Source organism: Stenotrophomonas sp. As-7 (assembly GCF_030291015.1).
GTDB lineage: Bacteria > Pseudomonadota > Gammaproteobacteria > Xanthomonadales > Xanthomonadaceae > Stenotrophomonas > Stenotrophomonas lactitubi.
Genome location: NZ_CP127405.1, coordinates 3,723,217 through 3,736,164 on the forward strand (window position 1 = coordinate 3,723,217; position 12,948 = coordinate 3,736,164).

Annotated in this window: 10 protein-coding genes; 4 read left to right on the forward strand and 6 right to left on the reverse strand. The window is 66.7% G+C overall.

Going from position 1 to position 12,948, the window contains the following annotated elements; genetic code table 11:
- Positions 1-600 precede the first annotated feature (600 nt).
- The 3 genes from QP457_RS17060 to QP457_RS17070 form a co-directional block, all read right to left on the reverse strand.
- Positions 601-2,319: a thiamine pyrophosphate-dependent enzyme gene (locus tag QP457_RS17060; protein WP_205406013.1), complete on the reverse strand. Its 1,719-nt coding sequence runs from the start codon at positions 2,317-2,319 to the stop codon at positions 601-603.
- A gap of 109 nt (positions 2,320-2,428) precedes the next feature.
- Positions 2,429-3,289: an SH3 domain-containing protein gene (locus tag QP457_RS17065; protein WP_205406014.1), complete on the reverse strand. Its 861-nt coding sequence runs from the start codon at positions 3,287-3,289 to the stop codon at positions 2,429-2,431.
- Positions 3,290-3,325: 36 nt separating this feature from the next.
- Positions 3,326-3,802 carry a DUF3574 domain-containing protein gene (locus QP457_RS17070; RefSeq protein ID WP_191078236.1) on the reverse strand — a complete coding sequence of 159 codons (477 nt, stop codon included), beginning with the start codon at positions 3,800-3,802 and terminating at the stop codon, positions 3,326-3,328.
- 241 nt (positions 3,803-4,043) lie between these two features.
- Between QP457_RS17070 and QP457_RS17075 the strand changes: the two genes are divergently transcribed.
- The 4 genes from QP457_RS17075 to otsA all read left to right on the forward strand — a co-directional run bounded on the left by QP457_RS17075 (position 4,044) and on the right by otsA (position 10,574).
- Complete coding sequence (locus QP457_RS17075) at positions 4,044-6,476, forward strand: TonB-dependent receptor (RefSeq protein ID WP_205406015.1); 2,433 nt, start codon at positions 4,044-4,046, stop codon at positions 6,474-6,476.
- Positions 6,477-6,634: 158 nt separating this feature from the next.
- Positions 6,635-7,393 carry a trehalose-phosphatase gene (gene otsB, locus QP457_RS17080; protein WP_099820904.1) on the forward strand — a complete coding sequence of 253 codons (759 nt, stop codon included), beginning with the start codon at positions 6,635-6,637 and terminating at the stop codon, positions 7,391-7,393.
- Positions 7,394-7,431: 38 nt separating this feature from the next.
- Entirely contained in the window at positions 7,432-9,213 is a 1,782-nt protein-coding gene (locus tag QP457_RS17085) for a glycoside hydrolase family 15 protein (protein WP_180165718.1), read from the forward strand.
- Positions 9,210-10,574: an alpha,alpha-trehalose-phosphate synthase (UDP-forming) gene (otsA, locus tag QP457_RS17090; RefSeq protein ID WP_180165720.1), complete on the forward strand. Its 1,365-nt coding sequence runs from the start codon at positions 9,210-9,212 to the stop codon at positions 10,572-10,574. The genes QP457_RS17085 and otsA overlap by 4 nt, the downstream gene beginning before the upstream one ends.
- Positions 10,575-10,701: 127 nt before the next feature.
- On the opposite strand, the gene QP457_RS17095 is transcribed toward otsA, so the two are convergent.
- Genes QP457_RS17095 through rluD form a run of 3 tightly spaced genes read right to left on the reverse strand, consistent with a single transcriptional unit; the run spans position 10,702 to position 12,883 of the window.
- Entirely contained in the window at positions 10,702-11,127 is a 426-nt protein-coding gene (locus QP457_RS17095) for a thiol-disulfide oxidoreductase DCC family protein (protein WP_100553372.1), read from the reverse strand.
- Positions 11,127-11,894: a peptidoglycan editing factor PgeF gene (gene pgeF, locus QP457_RS17100; RefSeq protein WP_205406016.1), complete on the reverse strand. Its 768-nt coding sequence runs from the start codon at positions 11,892-11,894 to the stop codon at positions 11,127-11,129. Before pgeF ends, QP457_RS17095 begins: the two co-directional genes overlap by 1 nt.
- Positions 11,894-12,883: a 23S rRNA pseudouridine(1911/1915/1917) synthase RluD gene (gene rluD / locus QP457_RS17105; protein WP_099820878.1), complete on the reverse strand. Its 990-nt coding sequence runs from the start codon at positions 12,881-12,883 to the stop codon at positions 11,894-11,896. Before rluD ends, pgeF begins: the two co-directional genes overlap by 1 nt.
- Positions 12,884-12,948: the final 65 nt, after the last annotated feature.

The window sequence follows — 12,948 nt, forward strand, 5'->3', positions numbered from 1 at the left end:
ACGGCGGAGCCCCTCGTGGTTGGTCGCGAACTACGATTTCCCTTGTTGGGCCGGGTGGGTAGGCTGCGCGGGGGACGCCGTGAACCCATCCTTGGGGGCTTGGCCGCGGCATCCATGCCGCGGACACCCCCGCGCAACCTACCCGCCCGGCCCCTGACAGTTTCCTGCGGGCGCCAGCCACGGAAGAGAATCAAAGATCAAAAGCAGACGCCGGTCGCTTCGCTCGCGAGCCGGGCATGGCCCGGCTCTACAGAGATCACATCCGTCGATATGCCCAGAAATCCACCCACGCATCGCGTGGATCGACGTGTCGACCAAGGTCGACACCCACCAAAAGCAGTCGACACCCGTCAGAAGCAGGCCATGCCATTCCGACAGATCGCGGAAGCCTGTCGAAGGCGGGGTGGGTCCGGTTGCGGGGGCGTGAGCGCCATGGATGGCGCGACCGAGCTTACAGGGACGTACTTGCAGCGTCCCCCGCAACCGGACCCACCCGCCACCCCACGGATACCCCGCTGTTGCTTCGGCTGTTGCTGTTGCTTCGGCCGTTGCCGTTGCCTCTGCAGGTGCAGGGCGCAGCCCTGCATAAAACCCAACCTCTTACTTTTTCAGGAAGTTGTCCACCAGCAGATGCTTGACGTCGTCGATGCGACCACTCAGCACCGCCTTGGCCGCGTACAGCGCCGTACCCGCCACCTGCTTGGCCTCGATCTGCGGCGGCATCACCAGCTCCGCGCGACTGGTGTGCACGTCCAGCAGGGCCGGCCCACGCTGGGCCAGGAAATCCTGCACCGCTTCCTCCAGATCCTCGCTGCGGGTCACCGTGCGGCCGTGGAAGCCGGTCACCTCGGCCAACCGCCCGAAGTCCGGATTCTTCAGGTCGGTGTAGTTGTCCAGCAGGCCTTCCACCTTCTGCTCCAGCTCGACGAAGTTCAGCGAGCCGTTGTTGAACACCACCACCTTGATCGGCAGGTTCTCCTGTACCGCGGTCAGCAGATCGCCCAGCAGCATCGCCAGCCCACCGTCGCCGGACAGCGAAATCACCTGCCTTCCCGGAAACGCCTTCTGCAGACCCAGCGCCTGTGGCATCGCGTTGGCCATCGTGCCGTGCAGCAGGCTGGTCAACGTACGGCGCCTGCCGTTCACCCGGATGTGCCGCAGCACCCACACCATCGGCGAGCCACCGTCCGCGGTGAACAGTGCATCGTCGGTAGCGTATTTCGACAGCAGCGCGGTCAGGTGCTGCGGATGGATCAGCTCGCCTTCACCCGGCTGTTCCTCCTGCTCGCGCTTCTTCAGCGCCTTGTCGCGGTGCCCGATGCACTCGTCCAGGAAGCTGCTGTCTTCGCGAGGAGGCAGCAGCGGCAGCAGCGCATCCAGCGTCGGCGCGATATCACCGACCACGCCCAGGTTCACCGGATGGCGACGACCGAGGTGGCTGCCGTCGCGGTCGACCTGGATGATCGTGGCCTTGTCCGGATAGAACTGGCCCCAGGCGAAATCCGCGCCGAGCAGCAGCAGCGTGTCGCACTCCATCAGCGTATGGAATCCGGATTCGATGCCGAAAACACCGGTCATGCCCATGTTGTACGGGTTGTCCGGTTCGACGAAGTCCTTCGCACGCGACGTGTGCGCCACCGGTGCCTGCAGGCGCCGCGCCAGTTCCAGCAGCTGCGCATGCGCGCCCTGGCAACCGGCGCCGGCATAGATGCCGATACGCTTGCCCTGCCCCAGCAGTTCGGCAATCTGCTGCAGTTCGCTATCGGACGGGCGCAGCACCGGCTGGGTGTAATGCACCGAGAACGGCACATCGTGCTTCACGTCCGCTTCGCTGATATCGGCCGGCAGAATCACCACCGCCACGCCGCGCCGGCTGATGGCCGCCTGGCAGGCCAGCGCCACCACGCGGCGCGCCTGCGCCGGGCTGTGCACCTGCTCGCAGAACACCGTGCAGCTGCCATACACCGCCTTGAAATCCACTTCCTGCGGGAATTCCATGCCGAGTTCGCTGGTGACCACCTGGCTGGCGATCAGCACCATCGGCGCACGGTTGCGGTTGCTCTCGAAGATGCCGTTGATGAAGTGCAGGCCGCCCGGCCCGCACGAGCCTGCGCAGGCGGTCAGCTGGCCGCTGATCAACGAATCGGCACCGGCCGCGAACGCCGCGACTTCTTCATGGCGGACATGCACCCACTCGATCTCACTGCGATGCAGTGCGTCGGTGACATGGTTCAGGGTGTCGCCGACGATGCCATAACAACGGCGGACGCCCGCCTGCTGCAATGTATCGACGACGATCTCGGCAACGCGCTTGCTCATGGTGCTGCAGCCTGGTTCGGGGGAAACCCGAGGCTAGACCCGGTGAAGTGATGCTCCCGTGGGCAAGAGGCCGATCGCTTTGTTGTGCAAACTCCGGGCAGCGCTGCCGTCAATCGTTGACGTTGATCCAGCCCTCGATCGCGCCCTGTTTCGGAGTGCGGTAACGCAGCTTCACCCAACCATCCTGCTCATCCAGCATCTCCACCTGATCGCCCTGAACCAGGTAGCGCTTGGTGCTTGATGCGCCGGGCCGGTCGAACAGGAACAGGCGCGCAGGCACCACGGTGGCGTCCAGGCCCCGCAGCGGTGCGCTGCTGGCGGGTGCGCCCAACCCGTCGCCAATGGCGCTTTCCAGCACCTTGCCGGCAGGATCATAGGTGCGCCACACCGCCAGCGGGCCTTGGTTTCCGGTCTCTTCCCAGCGCAGCGCCTGGTTGAGCGTATCGCCCAGCATCAGCACATTCTCACCGCGATACAGATAAAGCTGCGGGCCGTTGAAGCGATACACGTCGGTGTACCACATCGGCCCGCTGCGGCAGCTGGCAGTCAGCGTGCGCGTGGCGGCATCGGCAGTGAGGCCCATCAGTTCACCGCACTGATCGTGTCCATGGGTCACCGCCTTCAGCGCGCGGAATTCACCGCTGCCCACGTCGAAGCGATAGACCGCAACAGCCTCATTGACCATGCCCACCGCCGCGCGCGCGACCAGTTCAGGGTGTCCATCGAAATCGAGATCCTCTGCGCTCAGGCGTGAATTGCCATCGGCGTCCGGCGCGCCGGGCAAGTGCTGGCGCTTCCCGGCCGGCTGCAGCAGCACGGCAAGCATGCCGTCCTCCTGCACCTCGGCCGTCACCTGCACACCCGCTGCCGGCGAAAACCGCAGCGGGCCCTGGCCCTCATCCTGCGCCTGCGCCACGGGCACCAACACGCCGGCCAGCATCACGCCCAACAGCACATCCCTGGGTTTCATCGTCATTCCCTGCAGCGCCACTGTGGCGCCTCTGGGTCAGAACGATACGTCAACCGGCTGCCGCGACCACAGCACCGACTGGTGCTTGGTCTGCTGCTTCCACGCCAGCCGGATCGCTTCGATGTCGGCGCGGCGCTGCGGGCTGTCCTCGTGCAGCACCACCAGCACCTTGGTGCGCAGGCGGTTCGGGGAGGCATCGCCACGGAACAGCCACTGGCCGTAGGCATCGAACACGGTCAGCCCATCCGGGAAGCGCGGTGTCACTTCCTTGTCCAGGAAAGCGCGCCACTGCGCATCGCTGATGGTGTCGGCCTGCGGGCGGTCACCGGCGCCCTGCTCCTCGCCCACGCCGAAGTACAGCTCGCTGCGCACCCAGCCGTGGCCGCTGGACGGACGCGCGGCGTCGCCCTGCAGGTCGGCGGTGGTGGCATAGGCGCTGGGCGCCTTGGAAGACAGGCTGGCGCAGCCACTGGTGGCCAGCAGCACGGCGAAGACAAGGCCAAGGTGTTTCATCGGGAACAGCACTCCGGGAAGGGGAAAAAGCACGACGAAGGGGCACGGAGGGTACACCTGCGCCTCGGTTGCGGCTGCAACCAATACCCTCATGCCGGCAGGGCATGAAGTGATGCGATGGGAGAAGGGGCTTGCATCGCACCACCTCCTCACGCCAAGATAATATATCGCTTCATCCGGATGGATGTAAGTGAAACTATCTCCCCCGCCCCTTCCCCACGTCGTTGCTGCTGGAGTCCGCATGTCCCCCCGCCTGTCCGCGTCGCCGCTCGGCCTCGCCATCGCGCTCGCCCTGTCCCCCGCCCTGGCTTCGGCCCAGGACGCCGCCACCAACCTGGACACGGTGATCGTCACCGGTACCCGCGCCGCCGACCGCACTGTGCTTGAGTCCACTTCGCCGGTGGACGTGCTGACCGCCGAGGACATCCGCAAGGCCGGCGTGGTCAATGGCGAGCTCGGCAGCGCCCTGCAGGCCCTGCTGCCCTCGTTCAACTTCCCGCGCCAGTCCAACTCCGGCGGCGCCGACCACGTGCGCGCCGCGCAGTTGCGCGGACTGTCGCCGGACCAGGTGCTGGTGCTGATCAACGGCAAGCGCCGCCACCACACCGCGCTGGTCAACACCGACAGCAAGATCGGCAAGGGCACCACCCCGGTCGACTTCAATTCGATTCCGGTCAGCGCCATCAAGCGCATCGAAGTGCTGCGCGATGGCGCCGGTGCGCTGTATGGCTCCGATGCGGTGGCCGGCGTGATCAACGTGATCCTCGACAACGGTGGCGACGGTGGCGAGATCGAAGCCAGCTACGGCGCCAACCACACCGATCTCAAGCCGATCGGCCGCACCCTCACCGATGGCCAGACCGGCAACATCAGCGCCAAAGTCGGCACCTCGCTGGGCGAGGACGGCGGCTTCCTGCGCGTGGGCCTGGAATACAAGAAGCGCAACGGCACCAACCGCGCCGGCTTCGACCAGATTCCGCCGTGGGACCAGACCGAGGCCAATCTTGCCCTGCAGGGCAAGCGCAACTACGTGCTCGGTGATGGCGCCAGCAAGGACATCAACCTGTGGCTGAACACCGAGATTCCGGTGGGCAAGACCGCGACGTTCTATGCGTTCGGCACGTTCAACCAGCGTGACACCGAAGGCGCGAACTACTTCCGCTACCCCGACGGCGATGCCAACTGGAAGCAGGTCTACCCCAACGGCTACCGGCCGATCTCCGAAGGCGAGAACCGCGACGTGCAGGCGGTGGCCGGTGTGCGCGGGCAGTGGGGCGAATGGGCTTACGATGGCAGCCTGGATTACGGCCAGAACGACTTCACCTACCGCCTGCGTGATTCGCTGAACGCCTCGCTGGGCCCGACCAGCCCGACCCGCTTCAAGACCGCCGACTACGAGTACGCGCAGACCGTGGGCAACGTCGATCTGAGCCGCGTGTTCTCGCAGTCCGACAGCATCAGCCACACCCTGGGCCTGGGCGCCGAAGCCCGCCACGAGCGCTACCAGACGCGTCCAGGCGACCCGGCCAGCTACGCCGCCGGCCCGTACACCGATCGCCCGACCGGTTCGCAGGCGGGCGGCGGCCTGACCCCGCAGGACGCGGCCACCCTGTCGCGTGATGTGGCCAGCGCCTACGCCAGCCTGTCCAGCCAGTTCGGCGACAAATTCTCCACCGATCTGGCGGCGCGCTACGAACACAGCGATGACTTCGGCGGCGAGCTGACCGGCAAGCTCGGCCTGCGCTACGAATTCACCCCCGCATTCGCCCTGCGCGGCGCGATCTCCAACAATTTCCGCGCGCCGTCGCTGGCGCAGATCGGCTACGAATCCACCTCCACCGGCTACAACGCCGGTGGCCAGCTGGTGCAGGGCCGCCTGCTGTCGGTCAACAACCCCATCGCCCGTGGCCTGGGTGCGCAGGACCTGAAACCGGAGAAGTCGCTGAACACCTCGCTCGGCTTCACCAGCCGCATCGGCGAGCACTTCGACCTGTCGCTGGACTTCTTCCAGATCGACATCGATGACCGCATCGCACTGTCGGAGAGCATCACCGGTGATGCGCTGACCGACTACGTGGCCGCCAACTACGGCGTCAGCGGCCTGCAGAGCGCCAGCTTCTTCGTCAACGCCGCCGACACGCGCACCCGCGGCGCCGAGCTGGTGAGCAACTGGCGGCAGTCGCTGGGCGATGGCCAGCTGCTGCTGACCGGCACCTACGCCTACACCAAGACCACCTTGAAGAACGTATTGGCCACGCCCGCGCAATTGCAGGCACTCGACCCGGACTACGTACTGTTCGGCATCGAAGAGACCAATACGCTGACCGATGCCACGCCGCGCACCCGTGGCAGTTTCGCGGCCAGCTGGAGCAACGACCGCTGGTCGCTGAGCAGCCGGGTGAACCGCTACGGCAGCGCGACACGCGTATTCAACTTCGGTGATGGCTACATTCCGCGTCAGACCTACCAGGCCGAATGGCAGCTGGATGCGGAAGTGGAATACCGCATCACGCCGCAGTGGAGCGTGGCGATCGGTGGGCAGAACCTGACCGACAACTACCCGGATCGATCCAACGAGGACATCCACTACTTCGGCAACCTGCCCTACGACGTGCTGTCGCCGATCGGCAGCAACGGTGCGTACTACTACGGGCGCGTGCGTTACACGTTCTGATTGCTGCGAACGGCGTGCCGACCAACGGTCGGCACCCACCGGGACGCCATTGATCGCTGCGGGTGGGTGCGGACCGTTGGTCCGCACAGCCGGCACGACCCTCAGCCGTAGCCGGACCTCGACCCCACGTACACGCTGGCGCTGGCATGGTGGTCGCCATGGCTGAACCGCTCCCCCTGCGTCCGCCACCTCCATTGCTGGACGACGCCTGCGCGTTGTTCCTCGATGTGGATGGCACCCTGATCGAATTCGCTGCACGCCCCGACGCCGTGCAGCTTCTCCCCGATGTGCGTGAAGCCATCGGCCGCATCAGCGATCGACTGGAAGGTGCCGTGGCACTGGTCAGTGGTCGCCCGCTTGAACAGCTGGACCAGTTGTTCGCGCCACTCAAGCTTCCCGCCGCGGGCCTGCATGGCCACGAGCTGCGTGCACAGGATGGGCATGTCATACGCGATGAGCATGGCGACGACACCGCCGACTGGCTGCATGCCCTTCATCAACAAGCCATGCGTTTCGCCCATGGCCACCCCGGCGTACTGGTCGAGAACAAGGGCGTAGGCCTGGCCCTTCACTGGCGTGGCGCGCCGCATGCCGCCAACGACGTGCGTGCCTTCGCCGACCGCCACATCCGCGGCCGTGCCAGCTACCGCTTGCAACCCGGCGACCATGTCGTTGAATTCGTTCCGGTGGCTACCAACAAGGGCCGGGCCGTACGTCGGCTGATGCAGTACCTGCCGTTCCGTGGGCGTCTGCCCGTGTTCCTCGGCGATGACCTGACCGATGAATTCGGCTTCGATGCGGCCAACGGCCTGCACGGCTGGAGCGTGTTGATCGGTGAACGTGAACCCAGCGCGGCGGTGTTCGCGCTGCCCGACATACGCAGCGTGCACGCCTGGCTGCGTGAGAATGCGTATTGACCCCGGCCCCCACGGCCGCAACCGAGATGTACCGCGTGATGACCCAACCCGATCTTGATCTGGGCGTGGTCGGCAACGGCAGCTTCGGCGCCCTGGTCGACAAACACGCCCGTGTTGTCTGGAGTTGCCTGCCGACCTTCGACGGCGACCCGACCTTCTGTGCCCTGCTCAGCCCCAACCAGCAGACCGGCGGCGACTTCGCCATCGAGCTGGAGGACTTCGCCGACAGCGAACAGGAATACCTCACCAACACCGCGATCCTGCGCACCGTGCTGCGCGATGCGCATGGCGGCGCGCTGGAAATCCTCGATTTCGCCCCGCGCTGGCGCCAGAACGATCGTTTCTACCGGCCGGTCAGCCTGATCCGCCAGGTGCGTCCGTTGTCCGGCAGCCCGCGCATTGTCATCCGTGCGCGCCCACTGGCCGACTGGGGCGCGCGCGTGCCCGAGTCCACCTGGGGCAGCAACCACGTGCGCTGGATCCTGCCCGAGCATGTGCTGCGCCTGACCACCGACGTACCTGTGCGCTTCGTGCGTGATGGCATGCCGTTCGTGCTCAACCATCCCATCCACCTGATCCTGGGCGTGGATGAATCGCTCAACCGTTCCATCAGCGGCTACGTGCAGGAAGCCTTCCAGCGCACCCGCGACTACTGGCGCGAATGGGTGCGCTACTTGTCCATTCCGCTGGAATGGCAGGACGCGGTGATCCGCAGTGCGATCACCCTCAAGCTCTGCCAGTACGAGGACAGCGGCGCGATCATCGCGGCGATGACCACCTCGATTCCGGAGGCACCCGGCAGCGTGCGCAACTGGGACTACCGCTACTGCTGGCTGCGCGATGCCGCCTTCGTGGTGCGCGCGTTGAACCGCCTGGGCGCCACCCGCACGATGGAGCAGTTCCTCGGCTACATCTTCAACCTCGCCACCACCGACGGCACCCTGCAGCCGCTGTACGGCATCGGCTTCGAAGCCAAGCTGGACGAGGATGAAGTACCCAGCCTGTCCGGCTACCGCGGCATGGGCCCGGTGCGGCGCGGCAACCTGGCCTGGGTGCAGCGCCAGCACGATGTCTACGGCAGCGTGGTGCTGGCCTCCACCCAGCTGTTCTTCGACCGCCGCCTGCAGGATCCGGGTGACAGCCATACCTTCGCACGGCTGGAACCGCTGGGCGAACAGGCCTTCGCCCTGCACGACGTGCCCGACGCCGGCCTGTGGGAATTCCGCGGCCGCACCGAAGTGCACACCTACACCAGTGCGATGTGCTGGGCGGCGTGCGATCGCCTGTGCAAGATCGCCGTGCGCCTGAAGCGTGATGACCGCGCGCAGTACTGGCGCGAACGTGCCGACACCATCCACGCACGCATCATGGAAAAATCCTGGAGCGAGGAGCTCGGCCACTTCACCGATACCTTCGATGGCCATCGACTGGATGCCTCGTTGCTGCTGCTGGCCGATATCGGCTTCATCGACGCCAACGACGCACGCTTCGTCGCCACCGTCGAGGCCATCGGCCGTGATCTCAAGCATGGCAACGCGCTGTACCGCTACATCGCACCGGATGATTTCGGCGAGCCGGAAACCAGCTTCACCATCTGCACGTTCTGGTACATCGATGCGCTCGCTGCGATCGGCCGCATGGATGAAGCGCGTGAGATGTTCGAAGCGCTGCTGCAGCAACGCAATCATCTGGGCCTGCTGTCGGAGGACCTTGCCTTCGACGGTGGTGAAGCCTGGGGCAACTTCCCGCAGACCTACTCGCATGTCGGCCTGATCACCGCGGCGATGCGCCTGTCGCGTTCCTGGCAGGAGGCCTCATGAGCCGTCTTGTCATTGTTTCCAACCGCGTGGCCGTCCCCGGCGAGAACCGCGCCGGCGGCCTCGCCGTGGGTCTGCTGGCGGCACTGAAGGAGCGCGGTGGGCTGTGGTTCGGCTGGAGTGGCAAGAGCGTGCGCGAGGCCAGTGGCGCACTGCACGAACAGCGCGATGGTGACATCCAGTACGTCACCATGGACCTGGCCAAGCGCGATGTGGATGGCTACTACAACGGCTTCGCCAACCGCACCCTGTGGCCCCTGCTGCATTTCCGCCTGGACCTGGTCGACTACGACCGCGGCACCCGCGAGACCTATCACCGGGTCAACGCACTGTTCGCCGACAAGCTGGCGCCGCTGCTGCGCGAAGACGACATCGTCTGGATCCACGATTACCACCTGATTCCGCTCGGCGCGATGCTGCGCGAGCGCGGCATCGGCTGCCGCATCGGGTTCTTCCTGCACATCCCGATGCCCTCGGCCGACCTGCTGCAGGCCATGCCCGACCATCTGCGGCTGTTCTCAGCGCTGTATGCCTACGACCTGGTCGGCTTCCAGACCCAGCGCGATGCCGATCGCTTCCAGACCTACCTGCGCCTGTTCGGCGGCGGTCGTGTGCTCGACAACGGCAACCTCGAAGCGCCCGGTGGACGCCACTTCCGCGCCGCGGCGTTCCCGATCGGCATCGACACCGAACTGATCGCCCGCCAGGCCAGCACCGCCGCCAGCAAGGCGGCAGTGAAGAACCTGCGCAGCAGCCTGCGCGACCGCCAGCTCGCCATCGGCGTGGACCGCCTTGACTACTCCAAGGGGCTGCCCGAGCGTTTCCTCGGCTTCGAACGCTACCTGCAGCGCCATCCCGACCAGCGCGGCTCGCTCACCTACCTGCAGATCGCCCCGGTCTCGCGCGGCGATGTCACCGAGTACCGGCAGCTGCGCAGCCAGCTGGAGCAGATCGCCGGCCACATCAACGGTGGCCACGCCGAGCCCGACTGGACCCCGCTGCGCTACGTCAACCAGAACTTCACCCACGCCACCCTGACCGGTTTCTACCGCGCCGCCGCTGTCGGCCTGGTCACCCCGTTGCGCGACGGCATGAACCTGGTCGCCAAGGAATACGTGGCCTCGCAGGACCCGGAAGATCCCGGCGTGCTGGTGCTGTCCCTGCTTGCCGGCGCCGCCGATGAACTGAAGCAGGCGCTGCTGGTCAACCCGCACGACCTGGACGGCGTGGCCGATGCCATCGCCACCGCCGCGACGATGTCACTGCGCAAGCGCCAGGAACGCTGGCACGCGATGATGGAACACCTGCGCACGTACGACATCAACCATTGGCGCCGCAGCTACCTCGAGGCGCTGGAGGGCTGAGGCAAGAGCTCCTGTAGAGCCGAGCCATGCTCGGCTGGCTTTTGTAGAGTCAAGCCATGCTCGATTGCTCCGCTCAACTCTGCGGAAAAGCCAGCCGAGCATGGCTCGGCTCTACAACAACAGGCGATCAATCGAGGAAGCGCGCGGCCTGTGCCGGCGTCGGCAGGAAGCAGGCGTCATGCCGCCCGAACCAGCGATAGCGGTTGCGTGCCAGCACACGGTACGCACCATCGCGCCAGCGCCGTGGCAGCACGCGCAGCACGCCCGCCAGGCGCCAAGCACCGCCCAGTGCGTCCAGAACGCGCAGGATCGCATCGGTATCGGTCCACGCGCCCTGCCCGTCCAGCAGCAGGAACGACGTCGGGTCGTGCGCGTCCAGGCCGTGCGCCCGCAACAGCGCGCTGCCCTGCGCGCCCTGCATTGCCGCGAAGCGAAAGCGCTCCTGCCGGTCGAACCGCAGCAGGAAACGTACCCAGCGGCTGCACAACGCGCAGACGCCGTCGAACACGATCACACCGCCAGGTTCTGCACCCGCAACGCGATCGCCCCGCATCAGTCCATCCACACCAGCGTCGCCATCCGTCCGGTACGGCGGTCGCGGCGATGCGAGTACAGGTCTGCATCGGCCATGGTCGAGACCGTGCCGCCATGGATGTTGCCCAGCTCCATGCCCGCCGCCTGCAGGCGCTGTCGCGCCAGCGCGAACAGATCCACCTTCCAGTGCCCGGGCCGGGTCGCCACGAAGGCCGAAGCAGCGGCCGCGTCGTGGCCGACGAAGGCGTGGTACACCTCTTCGCCGATCTCGTAATCGGCCGGTCCCGCTGCCGGGCCCAGCCACGCGCGCAACTGTGCTGGCGGCGTCTGCATGGCGGCCACGGTGGCCTCCAGCATGCCGTCGGCCAGGCCGCGCCAACCGGCATGGGCAGCGCCCACCTCGCTGCCATCGACAGCGGCGAATACCACCGGCAGGCAGTCCGCGGTGAGGATCGCCAGCACCACGCCAGGGACCGACGTCACCGCGGCATCGGCCACCGGTTCGCTGGCTCCCTCCACCGGCGGCGCGCCAAAGCGCAGCACGGTGCTGCTGTGTACCTGGCGCAGCCAATGCGGCGCCGACGGCAACGCCAGCCCCTGCTGCAGCAACTGCCGGTTGTGCTCGACGTTGGCCGGCGTGTCACCGTCGGCCGCGTGCCGGTTGCCCAGGTTGAACTGGGCGAACGGCTCCGGCGAGACGCCCGCGCCATGCCGGCGCGTGGTCAACGCATGCACGCCCGGGGGCGTCGGCCAATCAGCCTGCAGCAGCGGGAGCGCGGTCGTCATTACCAGCGGTTCCGCTCGCGCTCGGCGAAGGCAGCGCTGTCTTCGCGCAGCACCTTCATCAGGTGCAGCATGTCAGCCGGCGCCGGCGCGGTATTGCGCACCGGCTCACCGCTGATCGGATGCACGAATTCCAGGGTCTCTGCATGCAGGGCCTGGCGCTTGAAGCCGCGCAGCGCGGCCACCAGCTCGTCGCTGGCACCCTTGGGCAGCTTCAGCGCGCCGCCGTACAGCTGATCGCCCACGATCGGATGACGCAGGTGCGCCATGTGCACGCGGATCTGGTGGGTGCGTCCGGTTTCCAGGCGGCATTCCAGTGCGGTATGCGCGCGGAAGCGCTCGCGCAGGCGGTAATGGGTCACCGCTTCCTTGCCATCCTCGCGCACGCCCATCTTCAGGCGGTCGCGCGGGTGGCGATCAATCGGCGCATCCGCAGTACCACCGGCCACCAGCGCGCCCATCACCACGGCCAGGTACTGGCGGTGCACGTCACGGGCAGCCAGCTGCTCGACCAGCGCGGTCTGCGCTTCCAGCGTGCGGGCCACGACCATCACGCCGCTGGTGTCCTTGTCCAGGCGATGCACGATGCCCGCGCGCGGCAGCACCGCCACCGACGGGTCGCGGTACAGCAGCGCATTGACCAGGGTGCCGCTGTGGTTGCCGGCACCGGGGTGCACGACCAGGCCGACCGGCTTGTTGATCACCAGCAGGTGCTCGTCCTCGAACAGCACGTCCAGCGGGATGTCTTCCGGCTCGGCGGTGGTCTGTGTTTCCAGCACCACCTGCAGGGTAACCACCTCGCCGCCGCGCAGTGCATCGCGCGGGCGCGCCTGTGCGCCATCCAGCAGGACGTCGCCGGCCTTGATCCACTCGGTCAGACGGGAGCGGGAGTATTCGGGGAACAGCTCGGCCACGACTGCGTCGAAGCGACGGCCGGCGGAGGTGTCGGGGACAATGGCCTGGCGGGCCGATTCGGAGGGTTGTTCAGACATGGCAGGGGGGGCATCTTTGAAATTTTGGGGTCCCGGCGAGCCGGTTTCAGTCGCTGGACAGGACA